Origin of the sequence: Nonomuraea salmonea, assembly GCF_042428605.1 — a bacterium.
Lineage (GTDB): Bacteria > Actinomycetota > Actinomycetes > Streptosporangiales > Streptosporangiaceae > Nonomuraea > Nonomuraea salmonea.
In genome coordinates this window covers 388,260-414,769 of the sequence record NZ_JBHMCF010000011.1, presented here as the reverse complement: position 1 = coordinate 414,769, position 26,510 = coordinate 388,260, and the positions used below count along the sequence as shown (strand labels likewise).

Below are 26,510 nucleotides of genomic sequence, written 5' to 3'. Positions count from 1 at the left end.
TGCTCCCCGTCATCGCCCCAGCCCCACGCTGAGGTACTTGTAGTCCAGGTAGTCGGAGACGCCGAGGCTGCCGCCCTCCCGGCCGTACCCGCTGTTCTTGATGCCGCCGAACGGCGCCTGCGGCGGCGCGACCGGCCCGCCGTTGACCGTGACCATGCCGAACTCCAGTGCCTCCGCGACCCGCAGCGTCCTGGTCAGGTCGGCGGTCCACACGTAGGCGGTCAGCCCGTACGGGGTGGCGTTGGCGCGGGCGACGACGTCGTCCTCGCCGGTGAACTCGAGGACGGGCGCGATGGGCCCGAACGTCTCCTCGCGGCAGATCAGCATGTCGTCGCGCACCCCGGTGAGCACGGTCGGCGGGTAGAAGGTGCCGGGACGGTCGAGCCGCCGCCCGCCGGTCACCGCCTGGGCACCGGCGGCCAGCGCGTCCTCGACGTGCCGCTCGACCTTGGCCAGCGCGCGGGCGTCGATCAGCGGCCCCATGTCCAGGCCGGGCGTGATGGCCTCGGCCCGCTTCACCAGGGCGGCGGTGAAGCGGGCGGCGACGTCGCGGTGCACGTAGATGCGGTTGGGCGAGGTGCACGCCTGACCCGCGTTGAGGAACTTGCTGCGCGCGACGGCCGCGGCGGCGGCCTCGGGGTCGGCGTCGGGGAAGACCAGCACGGGGGCGTGCCCGCCCAGCTCGACGCTCAGCCGCTTGACGTCCTGCGCGCTCTGCCTGATCAGGTAGCGGCCGACCTCGGTCGAGCCGGTGAAGGAGACCTTGCGGACGCGCGGGTCGGCCATCACGGTCTCGGCGAAGTCGGCCGGGCGCGAGGTCGGCACCACGTTGAACACCCCGGCGGGCAGCCCGGCCGCGGTGAACGCCTCGCCGACGGCGATCGCCGACAGGGGGGTCAGCTCGGCCGGCTTGAGCACGACCGTGCAGCCGGCGGCGAGCGCGGGCCCCAGCTTGCGGGTGATCATCGAGACGGGGAAGTTCCACGGCGTGATGCCGGCCACCACGCCCACGGGCTCGGGCAGCAGCCAGATCCGGTTGTCGGGACCGGCGCCCGGCACGGTCTGCCCGTAGACACGGCGGGTCTCCTCTGCCGCCCACACCAGGTGATCGGCGCCGGAACGCACCTCGGCGACGGACTCGGCGAGCGGCTTGCCCTGCTCCGACGTCATCGTCGCGCCGATCGACTCCGCCCGCGCGGCCAGCTCGGCGGCGGCGCGGCGCATCAGCTCGGCCCGCTCGTCGGCGGCGAGCGCCCGCCAGCCGGGGAACGCCGCCGCGGCGGCGTCCACCGCCCGACGGGTCAGCTCCGCGCCGCCGTCGGTGACGTGCGCGATCGGCTCGCCGGTCGCGGGGTCGGCGACGGTGAACGTCCCACCGCCCGGGTCGGTGTGCCAGGTGCCGCCGATCAGTGCCTCAGCCTCGTGCATCGTTCTCCTGCATCTTGTCGACCAGCGCTTGCATGGCCGCCATCTCGTGATCGTGCTGCAGCTCGCTGGCCCGGTCGAGGTCGCCGGCCACCAGCGCGTCCCTTATGGCGACGTGCTCGCGGTGCGACTCGGGCAGCCGCCAGGGCACCAGCCGGAAGCCGCGCTGCGCGGTCTCCGTACGCGCCCACAGGCCCTGCAGCATGCGGTGGGTGAGCCTGCTGTGCTCGGTGTCGCACAGCAGCGAGTGGAAACGCCGGTTGAGCGCCGCGAACGTGGCCACGTCGCCCTCGCGCACGGCCACCTCGCTGCGGGCGAGCACGTCGTCCACGGCGGCGAGCCGCTCACCGGCCAGCGGCTCGCCGCTCAGCCTCAGCGCCAGCGCCGTCAGCGCGGCCCGCACGCTGTAGAGCTCGCGGACGTTGTCCACTGTGAACGCGGCCACCACGGCGCCCACGTGTGGCCGCTCGACCAGCCACTCCTCGGAGCAGAGCTGCTTGATGGCCTCGCGTACCGGTGTCTCGCTGATCCCGACGGCCTCGGCCACCACCCGGGTGATGATCTTCGTTCCGGGAGGCGCCTCACCCGTCATGATCAGGTGCTTGATGTGCTCCACTGCCAGGTCGGCCTTGGTGCGGAAAGGGGAACGCGGTTCGGCCATGATGTCAGCCCTTCAGACCTGCAGGACGGTCAGCGACTCGATCGCCTCGCGGTCCAGCTCGACGCCCAGCCCGGGACCGTCGGGCACCTTCACCTCGCCGGTGGGGTCCGGCAGCAACGGCTCGGTCAGCATCGAGTGGAACACCCGCGGCACGATCACGGGAGGATCGTAGGGGTATTCGAGCCAGTCGCAGTTCGGCAGCGAGGCGCACAGCTGAAGATTGCCCGCCACGCCCAGCCCGGTGGCCCACGCGTGCGGGATCACCCGGCGCTGCCGGGCCGCGGCCATCGCGCCGAAGTCGCGCAGCGCGCCGATCTCCTCGCTCTCATTGGCGTCGGGCTGGAAGATGTCGAAGCAGCCGTCCTCCAGCATCCGTACGAGCTGGCCGATGCCCCGGTTGTGCTCGCAGCCCGCGATCGGGATGGGCGAGGCGGCGGTCAGCTCGCACAGCGCCCGGTAGTCGTGCCGCGGCAGCGGCTCCTCCAGCCACGCCACGCCTAGCCCGGCCAGCTCCTTGGCGGTGGCGAGCGCCCGGTCGTAGTCCCAGATGAGCCTGCTGCCGTCGGGGGCGTAGCGCCAGCGGGAGGCGGCCTGGTTGGCGTCCACCATGATGGCCACGTCCGGCCCGACCGCCTCGCGTACGGCGGCGACCTGGGCCACGTCCTCGGCGATCGTGGCGGAGTGCACGCGCAGCTTGATGCCGCGGAAGCCCTCCTCGGCCACCCGTACGGCGTCCTCGGCCCGCTGGGCGGGGTCGCGCACCTCGCCGAAGCTCGCGTACGCGCGGACCGAGCCCGCGTGCCCGCCCCACAGCTTGTACAGCGGCTGCCCGCACGCCTTGCCGACGGCGTCCCACACGGCGACGCCCACCACCCACGGGCGGGGGAAGACGTACTCGGCGACGTAGCGCAGCCGGTTGGCGACGTGGGTGGTGGCGAAGGCGTCGAGGCCGACGAGCTGCGGCCGGATCCAGCCCTTGAGCGCCTCCAGCAGCATCGGCCCGGTGCCGTGCCCCATGTCGCCGCCCGCCACGCCGACCACGCCCGCGTCGGTCTCGACCTCGACGATCACCGCCGACATCGCGCGGTGCGCCCCCTCAGGCGCCCAGGACGGGATGAACGGCCGCGGATAGGGCATCTCGATGACGCGCCCGCGCACGTCAGTGATCTTCATTCGCCTCACCCCTTGGTCGCGCCGTCGGCGAGACCCTTGATCAGATACTTCTGCACGGCCAGCGCGAAGATCACCACGGGCAGCACGGTGAGCACGCCGACCGCCGCCAGCGGCCCCCACAGGCCGCCCTTCTCGGTGTCCGCGGCGATGCCCGCGATCGCGACCGGGATGGTGACGGCCTTGTCGTTGGTCAGGATCAGCGCGAACAGCAGCTCTTCCCAGGCCAGGATGATGCAGAAGATCAACGTCGAGATCAGCCCGGTCAGGCTGGTCGGCACGATGATCCGGAAGAACGCCCCGAACCTGGTGCAGCCGTCGAGCATCGCCGCCTCCTCCAGCTCGGGCGGCAGGCTGCGGAAGAACGCCCGCATCAGCCACACCACGTACGGCACCAGGAAGGTGACGTAGGCCAGGATCACGGTGATGTACTGGTCGGTCAGCCCCAGCTTGCGCGCCACCAGGAACAACGGCACCACCAGCGCGATCGGCGGCACCGCCCGGGAGGCCAGGATCAGCCCGCCGACCACGCCCGCGCCGCGCATCTTCATCCGCGACAGCGCGTAGCCGGCCATGGAGCCGGCCACCATCGAGATGATCGAGGCGCCGGCCGCCACGATCACCGTGTTGATCATGCGCGGCAGGATGCGGGCCTGCTCGAAGTAGCTGGTGTAGTTGTCGAACGTCAGCTCGCTCAGCCAGCGCGGCGGGACCGTGAAGATGTCCTTGGGCAGCTTGAACGAGACGTTCACCATGTAGAGCACGGGCAGCAGGAACAGCAGCGTCACCAGGCAGGCTCCGGCGATCGCCGCGTAGCGGCCCGCCCGCGACCTCACCATCGGTTCTCCAGGCGGTTGCTCACGCGGAACAGGACGAAGGTCAGGAGCATGGTGATCACCAGCACGATCGTGGCCATCGAGGAGGCCGAGCCGAACTCGAGGCTGCGGAAGCCCTTCTCGTAGATGTAGAGGTTGAGCACGTTCGTGGCGTTGCCCGGCCCGCCCTTGGTCGCGGCCAGCGCGATGTCGAACATCTTCACCGCGCCCAGCCAGCGCACGATGAACGCCGCCGCCATCACCGGCACCAGCAGCGGCAGCGTGACGCGGCGCAGCGTCTGCCGGCGGCCCGCGCCGTCCACCCGCGCGGCCTCGTACACCTCGCCGGGCAGCGCCATGATGCCGGCCGCGGCGATCAGCACGACGAACGGCGTCCAGCGCCACGTGTCGATGACGATCACGCTCACCATGGCGAGCACCGGGTCGCCGATCCACTCGACCGGGCCGACGCCGACGAGGCCGAGCAGGTAGTTGACCACGCCCCACAGCGGGTCGAGCAGCATCCGCCACACGCCGCCCGCCACGACCGGCGCGACCACCATCGGGATCAGGAACAGCGCGCGCAGCACGCCGCGGCCCCGCCACTCCACGTTGAGCAGGAACGCGATCGCGAACCCGAGCACCATCTGCAGCGGCAGCGCGACCACCAGGTAGATCCCGGTGACCTTGAACGACTCCAGGAAACCGGGGTCGTTCAGCACGGCCGTGTAGTTGCGCAGGCCCACCCAGCCCGACGGCTGGAACGTGGCCAGGTCGAAGTCCGACATGCTCACCCAGACCGTGTAGATGATCGGGTAGAGCAGCATGCCGGCCAGCAGCACCAGGGCCGGGGTCAGGAAGAGCCAGGCGGTGCCGGGCTCTCCCAGCCTCAGACGCCTCACTGCGGGTAGCCCTTGGACTTCAGCAGCTCGGTGATCTCCTTGGCGGCCTGCTCGATCGCCTGCTGCGCGGTGGCCTGGCCGGACATGGCGCGGCTGGTCTGCAGCGCCAGCACCTGCTGCACGGCGTCCGACTCGGGCAGACGGGGCCGCCACATCTCGTTCTCGCTGACGACCTTGTAGCCGTCCTTGAGCGCCTGGTAGACCGGCTTCGCCCAGGCGTCGGGCGGGGTGCCGTCCAGCGTCGAGGTACGCGCGGGGAAGGTGCCGAACGCCTTGGCGGTGAACTTCTCACCCTCCTTGGAGGTGACCCACTGCAGCCACGTCCAGGCGGCGGCCGGGTGCTCCGACCGCTTCGAGATGCCCGCCGACCAGATGCCGCGATGCGCGCCGGGACCCGCCGTGCCGGCCGGCATCGTGGTGATGCCGACCTCGTCAGGGGTCAGCGTCGTGGTGTCCTTGTCGACCGCGGTGCCCTTGTAGACGCTGCCCCACATGAACATGGTGGCCGTCTTGCCCTGGCGGAACGCCTCCAGCGGCTCGTTGAACTGGTACGTGCTCGCCCCGGGCGGCGCGTACTTCAGCATGTCCACCTGCGTCTGCAGCGCCTTGACGCCGTTGGCGTCGTTGAAGGCCACCTTCGTGTTCTCGTCCAGCAGCCGGCCGCCGTTGGAGTTGAGCACGGTCTGCCAGATGGTCGGCGTCAGCGGGTCCTTGGTGAAGTACGTGCCCACCGCCCACGAGTCGGTCTTGCCGTCGCCGTCGGTGTCCTGCACCAGCTTCTTGGCGTCGGCGAAGTACTGCTCCCAGGTCGTCTCCTGGGTCGGCTCCTTCACCCCCGCCTTCTTGTAGAGGCTCTTGTTGTAGAACATGAGCAGCAGGTTCGACCGGACCGGCACCGCGTACTGCTTGCCGTCCCACTGCCCGGCCGCCAGCGGCGTCGCGTCGAAGTCGGCCCAGTCGTAGCCGGGGTCGTTCCACTTGGCCAGCTCGGGGCCCTTGAGGTCGTACAGCGCGCCGGTCTTGGCGAGCTGCGGCAGCCAGTTGTCGTCGGCGAGCACCGCGTCGTACGTGGCGGTCGTCCCGGTCAGCTCCAGCATCGTCTTGGCGAGCTGGTCGTTGTACGGCACGCCGTCCACGGTGACCTTGATGTTCGGATACTTCTTGGTGAACTCGGGGACGAGCTGGTCCTGCCACTGCTTGGCGAACGCGTCGTTGGCGATGACCCGGATCGAGACCGGGCTGCCCGCGGTGCCGAGACCGCCGCCGTCGGCCGGGACCTCCTCGGCCGCCGAGCCGCAGGCGGCCAGCGCCAGTCCCATCGCGGACACCGCCGCGGCCAGCCGGAAGTTTCTGGGCATGGGGAACTGCTCCTTCAGGGGGATTGAGGGGAGTTACAGAGCGGGGTCGATCGCCAGCTTCACGACGTCGGCGCCGTCGAGGGTGTAGCCGCCGTCCAGCGCCTCCAGGGCGCGCCTGACCCCCGACAGCGGCACGCGGTGGCTGACCAGCCGCTCGTACGGCAGGCCGCCCCGCTCCAGCACGGTCAGTGCGGCGTGGTAGCGGCGCTGCATGTCGGGGCCCGCGCCATAGACGCCGGCGATCGTGATGTCCCGCTTCAGCAGGTCGGTGTACGGGTTGAAGGCGACGGCGCCGCGGTCGGTGAAGTTGCCCAGCTCGGCCAGCACGCCGCCGTCGGCCACCAGCCCGACCGCCTCCATGAACGCCTGCGGCGACCCGGCCGTGCCGATCACCGCGTCCGCGCCCCGGGGGTCTCCGAGCGCGTCGAGCACGGCGCTCCTGCGTCCGGCGGGGTCGTCGTGCCGCAGGTCCACGGTCGCGTCCGCGCCGAGCGCCGACGCCAGCTCCAGCCGGGCGTCAGGGCCGCCCACGGCGACGATCCGCGCCGCTCCGGCGGCCCTGGCCGCCACCACCGCCATCAGCCCGATCGCGCCGACGCCCTGGACGACCACCGTGGAGCCGACGCGGACGCCCGCCCGCTCCAGGCCGTGCAGCGCCACCGACAGCGGCTCCTGCAGCACGGCCGTGGCCGGGGGCAGGTCGGTGCGGTAGAAGACGGTGCCGGCGTTGGAGGCGTACAGGTGGGTGGCGAAGCCGCCGGTCAGGTAGGGCGGCCGGTCGGCGGGGGAGGCGAAGCCGTAGGAGGGGCGCCGGTCAGGGCAACTCCCCGGCCGTCTGCGGACCGTGCACTCGTAGCACCGGCCGCAGCTCAGAGCGGGGAAGACGCCGACCCGGTCGCCCACGCGCACCGGCCGGCCGGCGTGGTCGGCGGTGACGCCCTCGCCGAGCGCCGCCAGCCGGCCCACGATCTCGTGGCCGAGCAACGCGGGGAAGCGTACGCTCGCCAGCCGGCCGCGGTAGATGTGGGCGTCGGTGCCGCACATCCCGCACAGCTCGACCTCCAGCAGGAACTCGCCGGGGCCCGGCCGGGGCAGGTCGTACCCGCGGATCTCGACCTCGCCGGCGACGCTCGTGACGATCGCCGCACGCGCCGTCTCGGTCATCCCCGCCTCCGCATTCTGGATTCTATAGAATGCAGTGGACGCTAGTTTGTCCGGTTTTAGCGGGTCAAGTCCCGTTACCGGAATGTTTCCTGCCCAGGTCGCCCGGTCAGTAGAGCCAGCGGTAGCGCCGGATCACCTCGTCAGGGTCGAGATCGGCGGCCCGCGCCGCGTCCGACAGGCGCACCACCCGGAAGGCGTCCGTCAGCTCCTCGCCCAGCGCCGCGCGGATGCGCCCGTTGCCCAGCAGGGCGCCCAGCTGCTGCTCCACCGTGGAGGGCAGGCGGCGGATGCCGTGCTCGGCGCGGCGGGTCTCGCTCCACTCGCCCGGGTTCTCCTGCACGGGGGCGGGCGGCGTCAGCGCGTCCTCGATGCCGCCGAGGCCGGCGGCGATCACCGCGGCCAGCGCCAGGTAGGGGTTGGCCGCGGCGTCGGACGGCTTGAGCTCGACGTTCGCGTGGCCAGGGCCCAGCAGCGGGGTCGCGGGGACCAGGCGGAGCGCCGCCTCGCGGTTCTCCACGCCCCAGAACGCGTACGCGCCGCACCAGTAGCCGGGGCGCAGCCGCTGCAGCGACGACAGGCTGGGCGCGGTGACCGCCACCACGGCGTGCAGGTCGCGCAGCAGGCCCGCGAGGTAGGCCGCCCCCTCGGCGGTCGTCCCGGCCGGGCCGTCGCCACCCGACAGCAGGTTGACCCCGGCCCGCGAGACCGAGGTGTGCAGGTGCCAGCCGTTGCCGACCTGCCCTGGCGTGACCAGGGGAGCGAAGCTCGCCCGCAGCCCGTGCGCCCTGGCCGCCGCGTGGATGGTCTGGCGGGCCAGCAGCTGACGGTCGGCCGCCGTCACCGGGTCGGCGGGCGCCAGAGAGAGCTCGAACTGGCCCGGGCCGTATTCGCCGTGGAACTGGCCGATGGGCACGCCGTTGCCGTGCAGGTCGCGCAGCAGTTGCTCGGCGAAGCCGTCGACGGCCAGCAGCTTGGCCGGGCCGTAGGAGGGGCCGTCGTAGACCGGGCGGCCCTCGCCGTCGTCGGCCCTGCTGAGGTGGAACTCGATCTCGTAACCGGCCAGGAACTCAAGGCCCAGCGCCGCCGCCCGCTCGACCTGCCGCTCCAGCGCGCCACGCTGGTCGTACGGCCACGGCGACCCGTCGGCCGCCACCTGCCGCCCCGGCACCCAGGCGAACCCCGGCTGCCCCGCCAGCCGGACCATCCGGCCGGCCACCGGCACCAGCCGGATGTCGCCGGAAGGGGTGCCCAAGGGCGCGTGGCCGAAGCAGATGCCGTCGTGGGAGTCGAACACCGCGAACAGCGGCGTCACCCCCACCCCACGCTCGGCCACGGCGTCGAACGCGGCGGCGGGGACCGTTCGGGAGCGCGGGATGCCGTTGTTGTCGGCCCACACGATCGTGACCCCGGCGACGCCGAGTGGGCCGAGACCGCCCGCTTCGTCCTGTGCCGCACCGGCGATGGCTTGGTCGAGCATCGGACGCCCCCTCGTGACCCTGAGTGATTGTCTGATCACTCTACTGTCTGCGGGGGTCACCTGGTCACCCCCGACGGTCCCTGGTGCGACACTGGCCGTATGTCGGAGAGCGAGCATCGTCCGGTGCTGCCGCACATGCGGCTCGACGAGCTGCTGGCGGAGCTGCAGACCAGGCTGAACGCCGTGCTGGCCACCCGCGACCGGGTGCACGCGCTGCTCGACGCCGTGGTGTCCGTGGGCAGCGACCTCGACCTCGAGACCGTGCTGCGCCGCATCGTCGAGACCGCAACGAAGCTGGTCGACGCCGGTTACGGCGCGCTCGGCGTGGTGGGCGAGGACCACACGCTCATCCAGTTCATCCCGGTCGGGCTGAGCGAGGAGGAGATCGCCCGCATCGAGCACTGGCCGCACGGCCTCGGCCTGCTCGGCCTGCTCATCAAGGACGCCAGGCCGCTGCGCCTGGCCCGCATCTCCGATCACCCCGAGTCCTACGGCTTTCCGCCCGGCCACCCGCCCATGGGCAGCTTCCTCGGCGTCCCGGTGCGGGTGCGCGACGAGGTGTTCGGCAACCTCTACCTCACCGAGAAGCGCGGCGGCGGCGAGTTCGACGAGGACGACGAGGCCGTGGTGATCGCGCTGGCCAGCGCCGCCGGCGTGGCCGTCGAGAACGCCCGCCTGTACGAGGAGTCGCGCCGCCGCGAGACCTGGCTGCAGGCGTCCGCCGAGGTGACCACCAGCCTGCTGTCCGGCGCCGGCACCCGGGTGGTGCTGACCACCATGGCCGCCCGCGCCCGCGAGATGTGCGACGCCGACGTGGTGCTGGTCATGCTGCCCGACCCGGCGGGCACCACGCTGACCGTCGAGGTGGCCGAGGGCGACAGGGCCGAGGACCTGCTGGGCAACACGTACGCGATGTCCGGCACCGCGGCCGGCGAGGTGTTCACCCGGGGCGAGCCGCGCGCCGAGCGCGACCTGCGCGAGGCGTCCGACACGGCCGCCGACGCCCGGCGGGTCGGCCACGGACCGGGGCTGTTCATCCCCCTTGGTACCCCCCGCGTACGCGGCGTGCTGACGCTGGCCAAGCGGAGCGGGCGGCTGCCGTTCAGCGACGCCGACCAGCGCATGCTGGAGTCGTTCGCCGGGCAGGCCGCGATCGCGCTGGAGCTCGCCGAGGTGCGCCGCGACGCCGAGCGCCTCGGGCTGCTCGAAGACCGCGACCGCATCGCGAAGGACCTGCACGACGTGGTCATCCAGCGGTTGTTCGCGACCGCGATGACGCTGATGAGCACCGTCCGCCTGGTCGACAGGCCCGAGGCGGCCAAGCGGCTGCAGCACGCCATCGACGAGCTGGACGAGACCATCAGGCAGATCCGCTCGTCCATCTTCGCCCTCCAGGGGCCGCGCGAGGACGCCGCGCCGGGCCTGCGCGCCCGCATCGTCGGCCTGGTCGAGGGCGCGGGCGCCCACCTGGGTTTCACGCCCGGCCTGCGCATGGAGGGCCAGCTCGACACGCTCGTGCCGGAGCCGGTCGCCGAGCATCTGCTCGCCGTGCTGCGCGAGGCCCTGTCCAACGTCGTACGCCACTCCCACGCCAAGCGGGCGGAGGTGCGGGCCGAGGTCGCGGACGGGCGGCTCACCCTCGTCGTCGCCGACGACGGCGTCGGCCTGGGCGGCAGCGGGCGCCGCAGCGGCCTGCGCAACATCGAGGAACGCGCGGCCCGGCTGGGCGGGGCGGCCGAGCTGGAGACGCCGGCCGAGGGCGGCACCCGGCTGGCCTGGCACGTCCCCCTCGACGGCTGATCAGGCAGGACCGCACACCGCCTGCGCCGGCACCAGCACGAACCCGGTGACGATCTCCGGCTGGATGCGGATCACCTGGTCCATCTCGCCCGTCACCCACGGGCGTACCAGGTCCTTGAGCCTGGCCGCCTCCCCGGGGTCGGCCACCGTCGTCGCCACCCCCGTCACGATGACGCTCCAGCCGAGCCGCTCGTCACTGTCCAGCTCGTCGGCCTCGTACGCCACCACCGCCTCCGTCGCCTGGTCGCCGACGACCATGCCGGGGCTCGACCTGATGACGATGCCGCCGTCCAGCACCACGTGGTTCACCGGCCTGACCGCCGGCAGGGCGTGGCGGGTGAAGACGATGCGGCCGTACGGCACCCCCGCCAGCAGCCGCATCGCCTCCGACACGGGCAGCTCGCGCAGGCGCCGCTCGTCTTCCTGGTACGTCATCCCGCCAGCCTGCCTTTTCCGCCGCTCGCACAGGTAGGGACGAAAGTCCCTTTCCGCTGCGGGAGGAGGTCATCTCACCGCGCATCGCGGACGCGAGCACCGGCGTCCGCTCCGCTCATGAGGTCAGTGGCCGGGGCGGTGGAGGAGGAGCATGGCGGCGTCGTCCAGGAGGGGGCCGCCCGTGTGTGACACCAGGTCGGCGCGCAGGGCGTCGAGCGCCACCTGAGGGTCCTCGCGCCGCAGCAGCCCCGCCCGCTCCTCCAGCGGGTAGAACTCGCCCGCCGCGTTCCTGGCCTCGATGACGCCGTCGGTGAAGAACAGGATGCGGTCGCCCCGGTGGAACGGCACCCGGTGCGCCTTGGTCTGCGAGGCGTCGAAGACGCCGAGCCCGAGCGGCAGCCCCTGCTCGGGCGGCTCGGCAGTGGCGATGCCGCCGTCGGCGTGGATGAGCAGCGGCGGCGGATGACCGAAGTTCACCAGCGACACCTCGGTGTCGTGGATCTCGGCGATGATGGCCGTGACGAACTGCTCGCTGCCGAGATGGCGGGCCAGGCTCGCCTCCAGGCGCTCGCCGATGTCGGCGAGGTCGGTCTCGTCGTAGGCCGCCTCGCGGAAGGCGCCGAGCACCCACGCCGCCGTCTCGACCGCCGCGAGGCCCTTGCCCTGGACGTCGCCGATCAGCAGCCGGACGCCCTGCGGGGTGGTGACCACCTCGTACAGGTCGCCGCCGATGCGCGCCTCGGCCGCCGCGGACGTGTACGACAGCCCCACCCGCAGATCCCCGGCCCGCCGCGGCACCGGCCGCAGCAGCACCCGCTGCGCCGCCTCCGCCACCTGCCGGACGCTGGCCAGCTCGCGCTCACGCTGCAACCGCAGGCCGGCGGCCAGCATGCTCGCGCCCGTCACGCCCGCGATGCCGATGACGGTGAGGTTGTTCTCCCAGGTGAACAGCAGGTCGTTGTAGATCGCCATGGGCACGCAGATGCCCAGCGCGACCGCGCCCACGAAGGCGGTGCGGCGCACGCCGCCGGACACCGAGGCGAACGCCGGCCCGAGGGTGAGCAGCGGCAGGAAGACCAGGGAACGGCCGGCCAGCATGTCCATCACCGCGACGCCCGCCATGACGACGAAGGGCAGCCAGCGCAGGACCCGCAGAGAGCTCATCCCACCCCCGACATCGACCATGGAGCGCTGCTGACGTACCAGCATCGCGCAGGGCGCGGGCGGTTCTCAAGCGGGGCTCACCGGAGAACCACCACAGATGGCCATTTATCCCAGCAATTCATTCTGTTACGTGTTCATCACAGCACCCTGTGTGGGAATCGCGCCCGAATATCGGGGCGCGCCATTTCGGAAAAGGACGCTAGATTCTTGGGGGGAGAAAGGAGCCGCAAGGTGGCCATGGCCGACGCCGGCATTCGGCGATTACTGGTGGATTCAGGTGAGCCGCGATCGTGGGTGTCCCCGCGGACCGACCTGATCACAGCCCTGTTCGGCGTCTGGTTCGGCGTCGGGCTGATGATCGACGCGTGGGCCCACACCAACCTGTCCGAGCTGGAGACGTTCTTCACGCCGTGGCACGCGGTGTTCTACACCGGATTCGCGGTGGTGGCGGGCTGGATCATCTGGCAGGTGTGGCGCAACGTGCGCGCCGGGCGTCAGGGGCTGGCCGCCGTGCCGGCCGGATATCTCGCCGGGCTGCTCGCGATACCCGCGTTCGCCGCGTTCGGATTCGCCGACATGATGTGGCACACCATTCTCGGCATCGAGACGAACATCGACATTCTCTTCAGCCCATCACATCTCGGGCTGATCGTCACGATGTTGCTCATCATCACCACTCCGCTGCGTTCCGCCTGGAACGCCCCCGACATCGGCGCGAGCCCCACGCTCGGCCGCCTGCTGCCCGCGCTGATCGGGCTCGCGTTCGCCGCCACGCTGGTCTCGCTCTTCCTGTCGTACGCCGACGCCATGCAATGGCGCCCCACGTCCATCGTGGAGGCGTTCTCCGCCGTCGAGAACTCCGGCGCCGGCGGCCTGGCCGCCGCCATCGTGGTCAGCAACGTCATCCTGCTCGCCCCCGTGCTGCTGCTCGCCCGGCGCTGGCGGCTGCCGTTCGGCGCCATCACGATCATGTACGCCATCGTCGTCCTCATGCCAGGCGCCCAGACCGAGTTCGAGAACGTGCCCGTCCTGCTCTCCATCGTGGCCGGCGGCCTCGTCGGCGACGTGCTGATGAGCCGGCTGCGCCCGTCGGCCGAACGGCGCGGCGCCTACTGGGCCTTCGCCGGGCTCTCGGCGTTCGCCACCTGGTCGCTCTACATCGCCTCCGCCTCGGTCGCCGCCGGGGGCCTGCCGCTCGTGGCCGAGCTGTGGACCGGCGCGCCGATCGTCGCCGGGCTCGTCGGGCTGGCGCTCGGCGCGCTGTTCCTGCCCGACGCCCGCCCAGCGCGGGCATGATCCGAGCGCTGTGCCTGGCCGCCCTCCTGGTGCTGGCGATGGCCGCGCCCGCCGCCGCACACAACGTCACGGCGGGCGTGGACCTGCGGTTCGCGCAGACCATCGCGGGGGCCGAGGTCACGGTGGTGATCAAGGGGGCGTCCCGGGTGCCGGGGCCGCTGCGGATCGGGGTCATCGCGTACGAGCCGGTCGCCGGGCCGTCCATCGCCCTTGAGGTCCGCTCGGTCGAGGACGGCCGTACGGTCACCGGCACCGCCCGTGCCGCCGCCGACCCGGCGTACACCGCGCTGCGGGTCGAGCGCACCGGGCCGCACGAGCTGAAGCTGAGCGCGGGGGACGAGGTCGCCGTGCTGCCGTTCCGCGTGCTCGTCGAGCGCGGCTCCCCGGGTGACTTCCTCATCTACGGCGGGTTGTTCGTGGCCGCGCTGCTGCTGGTGGGTGGCCTGCTCACCGGGGCGCTGACCCGGCCAGGCCCGGCGATGGGGCTGGCCGCCGTCTCCGCCGCCGGGGTGACGGTGGCGGCCATGGTGATCGTGTTCGAGCCGCAGCTGCCGCCCGCCCCGCCGGACGGTGCGGCGCCCGCCGTCACGAGCGCCGTCACGAGCGCCGGCGGGCGGCCGTACGTGCAGGCCAGGGTCGCCACGGAGCCGGCGCGGCCCGGGACGGGGGAGGAGTTCACGCTCCGCATCGACCTCGTGGACGGCTCCACCGGGCGGCCCGTGGACGACCTCGTCGTCCATCACGAGGCGCTCGCCCACGTGATCGTCACCTCCGAGGACGGGCGGTTCTTCCGTCACGTCCACCCCTTGCGCACCGCTCCCGGCCGTCTGGAGGTCCGTCTGCGGGCCGACCGTCCCGGCCGTTACCTCGCCCACGCCGAGCTGGAACGCGAGGACTCCGGCGGCCAGCTCGCCACCACGTCCTTCGAGATCGGCCCAGGAAAGATCGGCCCAGGAAAGATCGACCCAGGAGAGATCGACCCAGGAGAGATCGACCGAGGAAAGATCGGCACAGGAGAGATCGGCACAGGGGGAGAGGTGACCACCACGAGCCCGGACGCGGTGGTGGCCCCGGTGCTGCGCCCGGCGGTCCCCGTCGCGGGGCGCCCGGCCACGATCGAGCTGACCGCCCCCGCCGGCGTACGGCCGTGGCTCGGCATGACGGGTCACCTGATCGTCCGCAACCAGGACGGCTCCTTCCTCGGCCACATCCACGAGATGGGCACCCCGGGTCCCCGCCTGCGCTTCACCTTCAGCTTCCCGGAGCCCGGCCGCTACCTCGCCTGGGCCCAGTACGCCGTCTCCGACCGCATCGTCACCGCCCCCTTCACCGTCGACGTGACGGAAGCCGAGGCGAAGGGGAGCGGCCGATGAGGCGCATGCTGATCGCCGTCGTCCTGGTGGCCGTCGCGGTGGCGCTCTTCGTGGCGGGCAGGAGCGCGTCGGCCCAGCCGGTCCGCGTGACCACCACCGGCGCCCATTACGCCGCCACCGTCGTCATCGACGACCCGTCCCCGGGCCGCGGCACGGTGGAGGTCGTGGTGGAGCGCGGAGACGCCGACGCGGTGCACGTCTCGGCGGTGATGACCGACATGGGACACGCCACGCCCGAGCTGACCGCCACCGAGAGGAGCCCCGGCCACTTCACCGCCGAGGGCGACCTGTTCACGATGACCGGCGGCTGGGAGCTGACCGTCCGCCTGGACGGCCCGTCCGGCACGGAAGACCTCACGGTCAGAGCCCTGATCACCGAATAACCTGGTTCGCCCCTGGGCTTTGCCTGGATGGGGGGTTGACAGATGGGCGTCCGGTCTAAAGTATTATTCCTACTTCTATAGTAGGAATGGTAGGGAGAGGGAGATCGTGCGAGCGCTCATCCTGCTCGGGCTGGTCGGCCTCGCGGCCCAGCTCGTCGACGGCAGCCTCGGCATGGCGTACGGCGTCACGTCGACCACGCTGCTGCTGGCCGTCGGCACCAACGCGGCGGCCGCGTCCGCCACCGTCCACCTCGCCGAGATCGGCACCACACTGGCCTCCGGCATCTCCCACTGGCGCTTCGGGAACGTCGACTGGAAGGTCGTCGCCAAGATCGGCATCCCCGGCGCCGTCGGCGCGTTCGCCGGCGCGACGTTCCTGTCGAGCCTGTCCACCGAGATCGCCGCCCCGGTGATGTCCATCATCCTGCTGTCGCTCGGCGTCTACATCCTCATCCGCTTCACCGCGTTCGGCCTGCCGCGCGGCAACCTGGGCAAGCCGCTGCGCAGGCGGTTCCTCGCCCCGCTCGGCCTGGTGGCCGGGTTCGTCGACGCCACCGGCGGCGGTGGCTGGGGCCCCGTGGGCACGCCCGCCATCCTGGCCAGCGGCCGCCTGGCCCCCCGCAAGGTGATCGGCTCCATCGACGCCAGCGAGTTCCTCGTCGCCATCGCCGCCAGCGTCGGCTTCTTCGTCGGCATCGGCTCCGAGAACATCGACTTCTCCTGGGTGGCCGTCCTGCTGCTCGGCGGCGTCATCGCCGCGCCGATCGCGGCCTGGCTGGTCCGCCACATCCCGCCGCGCATCCTCGGCTCGGCCGTCGGCGGCGTCATCATCCTGACCAACGTCCGCACGCTGCTGCGCAGCGACTGGATCGACGCCTCCAGCGGGGTCCAGACGGTCGCCTACATCGTCATCGCGCTGCTGTGGGCGGGCGCGATCGCGTACTCGGTGCGCGAATACCGCCGCGACAAGGCCAACGAGTCCGTCGAGGCGGTGGAGAGCGGGCTGCGGGAGCGCGGCGCGGAAGAGGAGGAGACGGCCTCGGCCTGAGGCCCGCCCACACCTCGCATGAGAATCTCCGCCCGAACGCAGTACGCCCTCGGCGCCATGCTCGCCCTGGCCACGGCCGACCGTCCGGTGCACGCCGAACGCATCGCCGCCACCCAGGAGATCCCGCGCCGGTTCTGTGACAACATCCTGCTCCAGCTCCGCCGGGCCGGGCTGCTCCGTAGCCAGCGCGGCCCGGACGGGGGCTACTGGCTGGCCCGGCCACCGGGGGAGATCGCCCTCGCCGACGTCATCCGCGTCACCGAGGGCGCCGAGCCGGACGCCAGGCCCTTCCCCCGCGCCGCGGCCCCGCTGGCCGCCATCTGGGACCGCCTGCGCAGCCACGAGAACGCGCTGCTGAGCGAGATCACCCTGGCCGACGTGGTCGCCGCGGGCGACGACCACGACGCGCCCGCCGAACCTGGCTGAGCCCCGTGGCAGGGTGGGGGTGTGCGTTTCGGAGTGCGGGAGTTCGAGCTGGCCCTGATGCATCGCATGCGCGACCTCAACCCGGGACGGGTCGAGGAGGCGCTACGGGACATGGGCGCCTCGCGGGCCGAGGTACGCGCGGCGCACGCGCACTGGACCCGGCTGGCCCACGCGCCCAGGGCGCCCAAGGGGGCCGCGGCGCTGCGGATGGCGCTGGGGCCTGCGCCCCACCGGGGGAGCAGGCCCGCCGGCAGCCTCACCTGCGACGTCCTGCGCTGGCCGCTCCCGTCGTGGCCGGGCCTGATGTACGAGGCGCTGCTCGGGCCCGGCGGCGAGCTGTGGAACCAGTGGTTCGTCCGCCCCTCGGGCCCCGCCCCGTCCGACCTCGCGCCCTGGACGTGCGTGGTGGCCGACCTCGCCGCGATGCCCGGGGCCGTACAACTGGAGGGCCCGGCGCCGCACCACTGGACGGTCGACTTCCCGTCCGGCGGGCGAACACACCGGGCCCGTTTCGTCTACGGCCTCCTGCAGCGCCTCGACGAAGGCATCACTTCCGACCCTTGACCGACAGCAACGCCCCCTCTTTCGTCCTCAAGGACAGCAGTGGGTGCGGTCGTTGAGGCTACTTGCGGCCCTTCACTGACAGCAGGGCCTTCCCTCTCGTCCTCAAGGACAGCAGTGGTGCGGTCGTTGGGGCTACTTGCGGCCCTTCACTGACAGCAGGGCTTTGTATGCGGGTTTTGGCGCGTAGTTCTCGTCCATCAGCGTCGCGGCGCCCTCGCCGTCGAACCAGCCGGGCACCCACGAGTGCAGGTCGGTGAAGCCCCAGACGGTCAGTTCGCGGCAGGCGCGGACGCTGAGGCAGTCGGTGAGCGCGCGCCGGTAGTAGTCGGCCTGGGTGGCGAGCTTCTCCGGGGTGACCGGCAGCACCATGCGGACGTCCAGCTCGGTGACCGCGACCTCGAGCCCGAGGTCGGCGAAGCGTTGCATGACGTTCGCCCAGTCGCCGGGGTAGTCGTACTGGATGCCGAGGTGGCCCTGGAAGCCGATGCCGTGGATCGGCACCCGCTCGGCCTTGAGGTCCTTGACGATGTTCAGGGTGGTCTCGATCTTGGGGGCGTTCCACTCGAGGTTGTAGTCGTTGATGAACAGCTTGGCGTGCGGGTCGGCCTTGTGGGCCCAGCGGAAGGCGTCGGCGATGTAGCCGGGGCCGAGGTGGGTCAGCCAGATGCTCTGCCGCATCGAGCCGTCCTCCTCCACGACCTCGTTGACCACGTCCCAGGCGCGGATCTTGCCCTTGTAGCGGCGTACCTGGGTGGTGATGTGGTCGCGCAGGATCTCGCGCAGCTCGGTCGCGTCGATGGAGCCGTCCTCGACGCCGCTGGTCAGCCAGGCGGGCAGCTGGTTGTGCCAGAGCAGTGTGTGGCCGCGGATCTGCTGGTGGTTGCGGCGCGCGTTCTCGACGAGCGCGTCGGCGTCGTCCCAGGTGTAGACGCCCCGCTCCGGCTCGACGGACTCCCATTTCATCGCGTTCTCGGCGGTGACGTGGTTGAACTCGCGGTTCAGGGTCTTGCGGTACATGGGCTCGTCGCGCAGCGAGGCGATGTCGACCGCTGAGCCGATCTTGATGTGCAGCTGCTGGGAGAGCTGGCGCAGGTCCTTGGCAGGACGCGGATGGTGCCCGGGGCCGGGGTGCGCGCTCGCCGGACTCGCGGGTACGGCGAGCACGAGCGCCAAGGCGAGGATCAAGGGTTTCACCGAACGAACCTCCGAATGCCGGAGCAGGGGTGCCAGGGCTGTTTCCGAAAGTTTCGGAACTATGTCGATAATTTCACCGACTGCCGGAACGTTAAGCGCTGGGGAAGACCCCGTCAACACCCGGTTTCACGCGCGAACGCGCTCCCGCCCCCGCCACGGCGCCTGATACGCCCACTGCCAGGCCAGCTCCAGCGGCCCCCGGTCGAACCTGCGCAGCCACCACGACGCCAGCACCATGAACGACAGGCAGATCACCGCCCACGCCGCGGGCACCCACCAGGGCCGCAGCCCGTCCAACCGTCCGGCCAGCCCCAGGCCCCAGTCGTAGCAGAGCACGCTCGCGGCCAGGTTCTGGAACACGTAACAGGACAGCGCCGTGCGCCCCACCCCGGTCAGGCCCCGCCGTATGACGCCCGGCGCCCCCTTCATGCCCAGCGCGACGTGCGTGACCAGCGCCAGCAGGCCCAGGGCGACCAGCGGCGCGGCGACGTACCGATCCACCATGAACCAGCTCGGGCCCGCGTAGGACGTGGCCAGGTTCAGCGGCACGCCGAGGCCGAGCCCCACGGCCATCAGCCGCACCCGTAGCGCAGCCCCGCGCTCCTCGAACGCGCCCGCGCGCATCAGCCGGGCCCCGAGCAGGAACAGCACGATCCCCATCGGTACGATGATCACCAGCTCGGCGCGGAAGACCGCGACGTTGTCCAGCCGCATCCGCACCTGGCCGAGCCAGTCGCGCGGCGGCACCCCGCCCGACACCGGCGGAGCCAGGGCCAGCGCCGCGGTGACCAGCGCGACGATGGCCAGGTGCACGGCCCCAGCCGCGACCATCCACGCGGTCACCGCCCGCTCGCTCCGCCCGATCAGGTAAGCCACCACCATCGAGGTCAGCGCGTACCCCATGAGCACGTCGAACTCGAAGACCAGCACGTAGTGCAGGACGCCCTCGCAGAACAGCAGCGCCGCCCGCCACAGGTACCGCCCGGGCCAGGGCGTCCCTCTGCGGGCGGCGCTGCGGTACTGCAGCTCAAGACCCACCCCGAACAGCAGCGTGAGCAGCCCGAGGAACTTGCCGTTCGCCAGGAAGCGCAGGAAGGTCTCCACCGCGCCGGTCTCGGGCCGCAGGAACCCCAGCGGACCCTCCGGCGCGGTGAAGAGCCAGATGTTCGTGCCGAGCGTGCCCATGATGGCCACCCCGCGCAGCACGTCGAGTGCGTCGATGCGTCGCGTCACACACTCCACTGTGCTGGCCTCGCGGGGCCAGGCCGTCGTCCCGAGGGGCGAAATACCGGGTACATCGATCGATGTACCCGGTCGTCGCCTCAGGAGGAGACGCCGGCCTCCTTGGCGGCCTGGTCGATGGTGGCCAGCTCGTCGGCGGTGAAGTCGAGCCGGTCCACCGCCGCCACGTTCGCCTCGAGCTGCTCGGGGCTGGAGGCGCCGACGAGCACCGAGGTGATCCGCGGGTCGCGCAGCGCCCAGGCCAGCGCGAGCTGCGCCACCGTCTGCCCGCGCGCGTCGGCCAGCTTCGACAGCGCCCGTACGAACGCCAGCACCTCGGGCGTCACCCGGTCCGCCGTCAGGAACCGGCCCTCGGCCGCCCGCGAGTCGGCCGGGATGCCGTCGAGGTAGCGGTCGGTGAGCAGGCCCTGGGCCAGCGGCGAGTACACCACGCAGCCCACGCCCTCCTCCTCCAGCACGCCGAGCAGCGCGTCCTCGATGCCCCTGTTGAGCAGCGAGTACGACGGCTGGTGCACCAGCAGCGGGGTGCCGAGCCCGCGCAGCAGCCCGGCCGCCTCGGCGGTGCGCTCCGGCGAGAAGTTGGACACGCCGACATAGAGCACGCGGCCGGTGCGGACCATGTGGTCCAGCGTGGCCACCTGCTCCTCCAGCGGCGTCTCCTCGTCGTCGCGGTGCAGGTAGAAGATGTCCACGTGGTCGAGGCCGAGCCGGGCCAGCGAGCGGTCCAGCGTGGCCAGCAGGTGCTTGCGGGAGTTGCCCTTCCCGTACGGGCCGTCCCACATAGGGTTGCTGCCCTTGGTGGTGACCACGACCTCGTCGCGCAGCGACCGGGGGAAGATCCGGCCGAAGGCGGACTCGGCGGCGCCGATGGGCGGGCCGTAGCGGTCGGCGATGTCGAAGTGGGTGATGCCGAGGTCGAGCGCCTTGTGCAGGATGGCGCGCTGGCTGTCGAGTGGCTTGCCCTCGCCGAAGTTGTGCCACAGGCCCAGCGAGACGGCGGGGAGGAGCAGACCGCTGCGGCCGCACCTTCTGTACGGCTGGCGTTCGTAGTCCACGGGTGACCTTCCGCAATAAAGGGGGTGAAACGTTTTACGCGTCCCAGTTAAGCACCTCCGCTCGCGCCGCCGCGCGGCGGATCGTGACGCTTCCGTTACCGGCGGCGGGGTATCGCGGGGCGCGATCCGCTCTCGTACGCCACAGAGGCGAGAACGGAGGCGCCATGACCATCGACCACATCCCGGAACCGGCCAGACACGGCCAGGGTGAGCCGTTCGGGCCGGCCTGGCAGGGCATCACGCTGCCCCGCGAGCTGCTGGACCGGCACGGAGCCAAGGTCCTCGACCCGTGGGCCGTCGGCCTCGACCCGGGCGAGGCCCGCCCCGACTCCACGGTCTACCGCGCGGACGTGCTGCTCGTCCCCGGGCAGCTCCTCGCCGTCCGCGAGGCGACCGACCGGATCGACGAGGCCCTGTCCACCGTGGGGCTGAAGCTGTCGGCGGAGAGCGTCGACCGCGCCCGCGACAGGGACTTCGGCGACCGGACCGTCTGGCTGCCCGCTGTCCTGGAGATCGCCGACGGTGCCCGCGACGTCATGGCCGACGCCTGGCCCGCGCTGCGCGCCGTGCGCAGGGCCCTGGCCGACCCGTCCTACGCCGAGCCGGCGGCCGCCGCCCTCCGTTCGCAGCTGGACCAGATCTCCCTCGACCACCTGTTCGTCGGCTCGGCCACCAGCGGGATCGGCTCGCTCGACCTCGGAGGCGAGCCCGCCACCAGCGGCCACGCCGTCACCGAGCAGCCCGGCACGGGAGGCGGCCCCGGATACGGGCGCATCCCGCTGACCGTGGTCGCCGGGCCGCCCCGCCGCCGCACCCTCGAAGAGCTGGGCGGCCCCAGGATCACCGTCGTCATCCTCGACACCGGCGTCGCCACCCACCCGTGGTTCAGGCCCGTCACCGACCCCGACGCGTTCCTCACCGTCGATCCCGACGGGCAGCAGCAGATCGAGGACACCCACCCCGCCTACGCCGGCCGCGACATCGCCAGGCTGGAGGGCTACGAGGACCTCGGCCAGGTGCCCAACCCGCTCATCGGCACCCTCAACTCGCACACCGGGCACGGCCTCATGCTCGCCGGGATCATCGCGCAGACCGCGCCCGACGCCCGCGTCCTCAGCTACAAGGTCATGCACAGCGACGGCGTCGTCCCCGGCGAGGCCCTGCACGCCGCGCTCGACCGCCTCCTCGACCTCATGGACGACGGGCAGCCCGTGGACGTGCTCTGCTGCTCCTTCGGCGGCTTCTCCGAGTCCGGCGACGCCGCCATGCAGTCGCTGTTCACCAAGGTCAACCAGTTGCGGGCGCGCGGCGTCACCGTCGTCAACGCGGCCGGCAACTACGCCACCACCCGGCCCTTCTACCTCGCCGCGCTCTCCGAGACCGACGTGCCGGGGCCGCCGCTCGCGCCGATGCTCGGCGTGGCCGCCAAGAACCCCGACGGCACCGTCGCCATCTTCAGCAACGACCACCCCGCCGTACGCTGGCGGGCCCCCGGCGCGATGGTCGTCAGCACCTTCCCGCCGGCCCACAGGGGCGCCCAGAACGCGCCGCTCAGCGTCGGCGAGCGGGCCGCGCTCGACTGCGACGCCGTGGGGCCGTTCTGCGGCTGGAGCGGCACGTCGTTCGCCGCGCCCATCGTGGCCGGCGTCATCGCCGCCGAGCTGACCAAGACCCTCGGGCAGGTCGGCGTCGACCCCGTCGAGCGGGCGCGCACGGTCATCGACACGATGATCAACGACAAGGCGGCGCGGCCGGAGATCACCCCGATCTGATGGCCGGCGACCGCGCACTCGACCGCCCGGCGGGCGCCCGCTCCCAGCGGCGCGAACGGCTGGCCGCGCTGCTGCTCGAAGCCCGTACGGGCAACAGGGGCGCGCTCGACGCCATCGTCGCCGAGCTGACCCCCGTGCTCTGGCACACCGCCAGGAACCAGGGCCTCAGCCCCCAGGCCGCCGAGGACGTGATCCAGACGACCTGGCTCACCCTGCTGCGCCACCTCGACGCCATCTCCGTGCCGGGCGCGCTCATCGAATGGCTGGTCACCACCACCCGGCGCGAGGCGTGGCGGGTCAGCGCCGCCGCCCGCAAGGACGACCTGCCCGGCGACGACGCCTTCGAGGACCTGCCCGACAGCGTGCTCACCCCCGACGAGCTGCTCGTGGACGACGAACGGCGGCGCGCCCTCTGGCACGCCGTCGAGAGCCTGCCCAAGAGGTGCGCCGAGCTGCTCAGGATCATCGCCTTCGTGCCGCGCCCCCACTACGACGCGGTGGCCGCCGCGCTCAACATGCCGATGGGCAGCATCGGGCCCACGCGCGGCCGGTGCTTCGCGAAGCTGCGCCTCCTGCTCGCGAAGGATCCGGATTGGAGTCCTTGATGAACACCGCAGAGGGGAGCGGCGCTCCCTACCTGACCCCCGAGGACGAGCTGCTCGCCGGGCAGATCGCCGACGTCTACCGCATCGTCGATCCCGTGCCCGCCACCCTGGTCGAACGCCTGCAGTTCGCGCTCGCCCTGGAGTCGCCCGACTTCGCCGTGCTGCGGCCGCACGAGGAGCCCGCACTGCCCGCCGGCGTGCGGGGCGGCGAGGACAGCCGGACGATCACGTTCGACAGCGAGATCCTCACCATCATGATCAGCGTGAGCGCGCGCGACGAGCACGCCGTCCGCGTGGACGGCTGGCTCGCGCCGCCCGGCGAGCACCTGGTGGAGCTGCGCACCGGCTGCGGCGCCCACGTGGTCAGGGCCGACGACCAGGGCAGGTTCGTGCTCGACGTGGTGCCACGCGGTCTGTCGCAACTCGTGGTACGCCAGGGGCTTGATGATCCGGCGCGGGCGACGATACTGGCGGTGACACCCTCACTCATCCTCTGACCCATCCCCCTGACCCCTCACTCTGACCCCACCGCGAGGCGGCCTTGCGCGACAGCGGTTTCGCGGCGATCCGCGAGCAGGTCGAGCACCTGCACAAGCTCAGCGTCGAGGCGACCGACAACGGGCGTCCCGCCCAGGCCGGCCGCCGCCTGCGCCGCGCGCTCGCCCTGCTCGGGCACGCGGACGGCGACCGAGCCGACCGAGCCGAGCCCGCCGAGCCCGACGGGCTGCTGGCCAGGCTGCTGACCAGCCTCGCGCACGCCGAGGCCGAGCAGGGGCACACCGGGCTCGGCATGGAGCTGCTCGACGCCGCGCGGCGCCGGGCGCCGCCGCACGAGCTGGCCATCGTGCACGCCCAGCGCGGCCTGCTGCACCTGCGCCTCGGCGCCGGCGCCGAGGCGCTCGCCGAGCTGGACGTCGCCGCACCCCTGCTCGCCGCGGCCGGCGAGCGGGTCGAGCTGTCCAGGGTGCTGCTCAACCGGTCCGTCATCCACCTCATGGCCGGCCGGGTACGCCAGGCCAGGGACGACGCCCGCAGGAGTGCCCAGCTCGCGCACGCGGCCGGCCACCGGGTGCTCGCCGCCAAGGCCCTGCACAACGACGGCTACTGCGACCTGCTGCTCGGCGACGTACCTGCCGCGCTGCGCGTCTTCGCCCGCGTCGAGGGCCTCTACCAGGACGTCAACCCCGGCTTCCTGCCCGTGCTCGCCGTCGACAGAGCCCGCGCGCTGCTCGCCGTGGGCCTCACCGACGAGGCCGGACGCACCCTCGACGGCGCCATCGACGGCTTCCGCCGGCAGCGGCTCATGCAGGACTACGCCGAGGCCCAGCTGGCCCGCGCCCAGTGCGCGCTCGACGCGGGCCGCCACGCCGAGGCCAGGGACCGGGCCCGGCGGGCGGAGACCTACTTCCGCCGCCGCGGCAGCACCGCCTGGGCACTGCGCGCGGTCCTCATGCGCCTCCGCGCCGACCTGGCCCGTGGGGCGGCCCCCGGCACAGTAGCCCCCGGCACAGTAGCCCCGGGTGCGGTGGCTTCCCGTGTGGTGGCTCCTGGTGTGGTGGCGCGGCGGGCGGGGGATCTGGCGGAGCGGTTCGCCGCGCTCGGCATGCGGGACGACGCCGAGATGGCCAGGCTGGTCGCGGTTCGCGCTCTCATCGCCGGCGGGCGTCCCCCCAGCGCCTTTCCCGAGAGCGGGCGGAACGTGTCGCTGGAGGTGCGGCTGATGCGGCACCTCGCCGGCGCCGAGCTGGCCGGCGCGTCCGGGCAGCGGGGCCTGGCGCTGCGCCGCGTACGGGACGGGCTGGCGCTCATCCACTCCCACCGGGGCCGCCTGGGCAGCCTCGACCTGCTCACCGGCGTCGCCGCCCTGGGCGCCGACCTCGCCGGCCACGGCCTGCGCGCGGCCCTCGACGGCGGACCGCCGCGGCAGGTGTTCGCCTGGTCGGAGCGGTGCAGGGCGCAGGCGTTCCGGTTCCGCCCGCCGCAGGCGCCCGAGGACGGCAGGACCGCCGAGGCGCTGGCCGAGCTGCGCCAGCTCGCCCAGCAGATGCACGCCGACGAGGCCGCGGGCCGCCGCGACCCCGCGCTGCGCCGGCGCTGCCTGGAGCTGGAGCAGGTGATCAGGGAGCGCGGCTGGCAGTTGCCCGGCGTGGGCGAACGGCTGGCACCCGCGTCGGCCTCCGCGGTGGAGTCGGCGCTGGCCGAGGACGACCTGGCGCTGGTCAGCCTGCTCAACGTGGACGGCGGGCTGCTGGCCCTGGTCCTCGTACGCGGCCGGTGCCACCTGCACCGGCTGACCGCGTACGAACCGGTGGCCGAGGCCGCGCGACGGCTGGCCGGCGACCTGAACGCCCAGGCGGGACGCAACCTGCGGCCCGCGCTGAAAGCCGTGATCGAGGCGTCCGTGCAGCGGCAGCTCGCCGTCATCGGCGACGCGCTCGCGGCGCCGCTGCGCCAGGCCCTGGACGGCGCCCGCGGGATCGTGCTGATCCCCACCATGGGGCTGTCCGCGGTGCCCTGGGGGCTGCTGCCCCACCTGCGCGGCAGGCCGCTGGCGGTGGCGCCGTCCGCGCTGGTGTGGCTGGCGGCCAGGGGCTCCGCCGCGCCCGACGACGGCTCGCCCGTACTGGTCGCCGGGCCCGACCTCGAGCACGCCGAACGCGAGGTCGAGCGGCTGGGCGACGTCCACCCCAAGGCGCGCCGCCTGACGGGGGAGCAGGCCACGGTGACGGCCACGCTGGAGGCGCTCGACGGCGCGTCCATCGCCCACTTCGCCGCCCACGGCCACCACGAGCGCGAGAACGTGTTCTTCTCCCGGCTCGTGCTCGCCGACGGGCCACTCATGGCGTACGACCTGCAGCGGCTCGGCCGGGCGCCCGGCCACGTCGTGCTGTCGGCCTGCGACGTCGGCCAGGCCGTGGTCAGGGCGGGCGACGAGTTGCTCGGGTTCACCGCCGCCCTGCTCTACCTCGGCACTTCCACCGTCATCTCCAGCCTCACCCGCGTGCCCGACCAGGTGGCGGAACGCGTCATGACGGCCTACCACCAGGCCGTCGCGGAAGGGGCGCGCCCCGCCGACGCCCTGGCCACCGCCTCACTCGGCGAACCCGCCGCCACCTTCGTCTGCTTCGGCGCCGGCTGATCATCTTCGGGAAGGCGGTAACGCCGGGGACACCCGTTGCTA

At 72.5% G+C, this 26,510-nt stretch carries 24 protein-coding genes and 2 pseudogenes; 12 read left to right on the top strand and 14 right to left on the bottom strand.

Annotated elements, in window-relative coordinates; translation table 11 throughout:
* Window positions 1–9 precede the first annotated feature (9 nt).
* The 8 genes from ACFFR3_RS12300 to ACFFR3_RS12265 form a co-directional block, all read right to left on the bottom strand.
* The gene (locus ACFFR3_RS12300; RefSeq protein ID WP_364376921.1) at window positions 10–1,428 is read right to left on the bottom strand and encodes an NAD-dependent succinate-semialdehyde dehydrogenase; all 1,419 of its coding nucleotides are present in this window, start codon (window positions 1,426–1,428) and stop codon (window positions 10–12) included.
* Window positions 1,415–2,086, bottom strand: a complete 672-nt coding sequence (locus tag ACFFR3_RS12295) for a GntR family transcriptional regulator (RefSeq protein WP_345402586.1) — start codon at window positions 2,084–2,086, stop codon at window positions 1,415–1,417. Before ACFFR3_RS12295 ends, ACFFR3_RS12300 begins: the two co-directional genes overlap by 14 nt.
* A gap of 12 nt (window positions 2,087–2,098) precedes the next feature.
* A complete protein-coding gene (locus ACFFR3_RS12290) occupies window positions 2,099–3,259 on the bottom strand; it encodes a mandelate racemase/muconate lactonizing enzyme family protein (RefSeq protein WP_379483129.1) in 1,161 nt (386 codons plus the stop codon).
* Between the two features lie 5 nt (window positions 3,260–3,264).
* Window positions 3,265–4,095, bottom strand: coding sequence for a carbohydrate ABC transporter permease (locus ACFFR3_RS12285; protein WP_345402592.1), 831 nt, complete (start codon window positions 4,093–4,095; stop codon window positions 3,265–3,267).
* Window positions 4,089–4,973 carry a carbohydrate ABC transporter permease gene (locus ACFFR3_RS12280; protein ID WP_345402595.1) on the bottom strand — a complete coding sequence of 295 codons (885 nt, stop codon included), beginning with the start codon at window positions 4,971–4,973 and terminating at the stop codon, window positions 4,089–4,091. The genes ACFFR3_RS12285 and ACFFR3_RS12280 overlap by 7 nt, the downstream gene beginning before the upstream one ends.
* Window positions 4,970–6,331 (bottom strand): ABC transporter substrate-binding protein, encoded by a 1,362-nt coding sequence (locus ACFFR3_RS12275; protein ID WP_379483128.1) that lies wholly within the window; start codon window positions 6,329–6,331, stop codon window positions 4,970–4,972. The genes ACFFR3_RS12280 and ACFFR3_RS12275 overlap by 4 nt, the downstream gene beginning before the upstream one ends.
* Before the next feature lie 33 nt (window positions 6,332–6,364).
* Window positions 6,365–7,495 (bottom strand): zinc-binding dehydrogenase, encoded by a 1,131-nt coding sequence (locus ACFFR3_RS12270; RefSeq protein ID WP_379483127.1) that lies wholly within the window; start codon window positions 7,493–7,495, stop codon window positions 6,365–6,367.
* A gap of 106 nt (window positions 7,496–7,601) precedes the next feature.
* Window positions 7,602–8,972 (bottom strand): type I glutamate--ammonia ligase, encoded by a 1,371-nt coding sequence (locus ACFFR3_RS12265; protein ID WP_379483126.1) that lies wholly within the window; start codon window positions 8,970–8,972, stop codon window positions 7,602–7,604.
* 99 nt (window positions 8,973–9,071) lie between these two features.
* On the opposite strand from ACFFR3_RS12265, the gene ACFFR3_RS12260 reads away from it, so the two are divergent.
* Window positions 9,072–10,772 carry a GAF domain-containing sensor histidine kinase gene (locus ACFFR3_RS12260; protein ID WP_379483125.1) on the top strand — a complete coding sequence of 567 codons (1,701 nt, stop codon included), beginning with the start codon at window positions 9,072–9,074 and terminating at the stop codon, window positions 10,770–10,772.
* Here the strand turns inward: ACFFR3_RS12260 and ACFFR3_RS12255 are convergent, their stop codons facing one another.
* Window positions 10,773–11,207 (bottom strand): pyridoxamine 5'-phosphate oxidase family protein, encoded by a 435-nt coding sequence (locus tag ACFFR3_RS12255; protein WP_364376939.1) that lies wholly within the window; start codon window positions 11,205–11,207, stop codon window positions 10,773–10,775. It lies immediately after the preceding gene.
* Between the two features lie 123 nt (window positions 11,208–11,330).
* Entirely contained in the window at window positions 11,331–12,371 is a 1,041-nt protein-coding gene (locus ACFFR3_RS12250; protein WP_345402613.1) for a PP2C family protein-serine/threonine phosphatase, read from the bottom strand.
* Window positions 12,372–12,665: 294 nt separating this feature from the next.
* On the opposite strand from ACFFR3_RS12250, the gene ACFFR3_RS12245 reads away from it, so the two are divergent.
* A complete protein-coding gene (locus tag ACFFR3_RS12245) occupies window positions 12,666–13,667 on the top strand; it encodes a hypothetical protein (RefSeq protein WP_364376943.1) in 1,002 nt (333 codons plus the stop codon).
* Window positions 13,664–14,581: pseudogene (locus ACFFR3_RS50315) on the top strand (DUF8832 domain-containing protein); the annotation flags it as partial. The gene ACFFR3_RS12245 and the pseudogene ACFFR3_RS50315, both read left to right, overlap by 4 nt.
* Window positions 14,582–14,635: 54 nt before the next feature.
* Here ACFFR3_RS50315 and ACFFR3_RS12240 read toward each other — a convergent pair.
* Window positions 14,636–14,836 (bottom strand): annotated as a pseudogene (locus tag ACFFR3_RS12240) (hypothetical protein); the annotation flags it as partial.
* On the opposite strand from ACFFR3_RS12240, the gene ACFFR3_RS50310 reads away from it, so the two are divergent.
* The 5 genes from ACFFR3_RS50310 (at window position 14,741) to ACFFR3_RS12220 (ending at window position 17,461) form a co-directional block, all read left to right on the top strand.
* On the top strand, window positions 14,741–15,040 hold the full coding sequence (locus ACFFR3_RS50310; protein WP_512699777.1) for a DUF8832 domain-containing protein: 300 nt from the start codon (window positions 14,741–14,743) through the stop codon (window positions 15,038–15,040). The pseudogene ACFFR3_RS12240 and the gene ACFFR3_RS50310 sit on opposite strands and share 96 nt — an antisense overlap.
* Window positions 15,037–15,423 carry a hypothetical protein gene (locus ACFFR3_RS12235; RefSeq protein ID WP_379483124.1) on the top strand — a complete coding sequence of 129 codons (387 nt, stop codon included), beginning with the start codon at window positions 15,037–15,039 and terminating at the stop codon, window positions 15,421–15,423. The genes ACFFR3_RS50310 and ACFFR3_RS12235 overlap by 4 nt, the downstream gene beginning before the upstream one ends.
* A 106-nt stretch (window positions 15,424–15,529) precedes the next feature.
* Entirely contained in the window at window positions 15,530–16,471 is a 942-nt protein-coding gene (locus ACFFR3_RS12230) for a sulfite exporter TauE/SafE family protein (RefSeq protein ID WP_364376951.1), read from the top strand.
* 18 nt (window positions 16,472–16,489) lie between these two features.
* Window positions 16,490–16,897: an RrF2 family transcriptional regulator gene (locus tag ACFFR3_RS12225; protein WP_379483123.1), complete on the top strand. Its 408-nt coding sequence runs from the start codon at window positions 16,490–16,492 to the stop codon at window positions 16,895–16,897.
* 21 nt (window positions 16,898–16,918) lie between these two features.
* Entirely contained in the window at window positions 16,919–17,461 is a 543-nt protein-coding gene (locus ACFFR3_RS12220) for a hypothetical protein (protein WP_345410026.1), read from the top strand.
* A gap of 132 nt (window positions 17,462–17,593) precedes the next feature.
* Here ACFFR3_RS12220 and ACFFR3_RS12215 read toward each other — a convergent pair whose 3' ends face one another.
* The 3 genes from ACFFR3_RS12215 to ACFFR3_RS12205 all read right to left on the bottom strand — a co-directional run bounded on the left by ACFFR3_RS12215 (window position 17,594) and on the right by ACFFR3_RS12205 (window position 20,952).
* Entirely contained in the window at window positions 17,594–18,655 is a 1,062-nt protein-coding gene (locus ACFFR3_RS12215) for an endo-1,4-beta-xylanase (protein ID WP_379483122.1), read from the bottom strand.
* A 126-nt stretch (window positions 18,656–18,781) separates the two neighbouring features.
* Window positions 18,782–19,888, bottom strand: a complete 1,107-nt coding sequence (locus tag ACFFR3_RS12210; protein ID WP_379483121.1) for a DUF418 domain-containing protein — start codon at window positions 19,886–19,888, stop codon at window positions 18,782–18,784.
* Window positions 19,889–19,977: 89 nt separating this feature from the next.
* A complete protein-coding gene (locus ACFFR3_RS12205) occupies window positions 19,978–20,952 on the bottom strand; it encodes an aldo/keto reductase (RefSeq protein WP_345402639.1) in 975 nt (324 codons plus the stop codon).
* A 164-nt stretch (window positions 20,953–21,116) separates the two neighbouring features.
* Between ACFFR3_RS12205 and ACFFR3_RS12200 the strand changes: the two genes are divergently transcribed.
* From ACFFR3_RS12200 to ACFFR3_RS12185, 4 genes are read left to right on the top strand one after another with little or no spacing between them, the layout of a single operon-like run.
* Window positions 21,117–22,724, top strand: coding sequence for a S8 family peptidase (locus ACFFR3_RS12200; RefSeq protein WP_345402642.1), 1,608 nt, complete (start codon window positions 21,117–21,119; stop codon window positions 22,722–22,724).
* Window positions 22,724–23,329, top strand: coding sequence for an RNA polymerase sigma factor (locus tag ACFFR3_RS12195; RefSeq protein ID WP_364376963.1), 606 nt, complete (start codon window positions 22,724–22,726; stop codon window positions 23,327–23,329). The genes ACFFR3_RS12200 and ACFFR3_RS12195 overlap by 1 nt, the downstream gene beginning before the upstream one ends.
* A complete protein-coding gene (locus ACFFR3_RS12190; protein ID WP_364376965.1) occupies window positions 23,329–23,826 on the top strand; it encodes a hypothetical protein in 498 nt (165 codons plus the stop codon). Before ACFFR3_RS12195 ends, ACFFR3_RS12190 begins: the two co-directional genes overlap by 1 nt.
* A gap of 44 nt (window positions 23,827–23,870) precedes the next feature.
* Window positions 23,871–26,468 carry a CHAT domain-containing protein gene (locus ACFFR3_RS12185; protein WP_364376967.1) on the top strand — a complete coding sequence of 866 codons (2,598 nt, stop codon included), beginning with the start codon at window positions 23,871–23,873 and terminating at the stop codon, window positions 26,466–26,468.
* The last annotated feature ends 42 nt before the right edge of the window (window positions 26,469–26,510 follow it).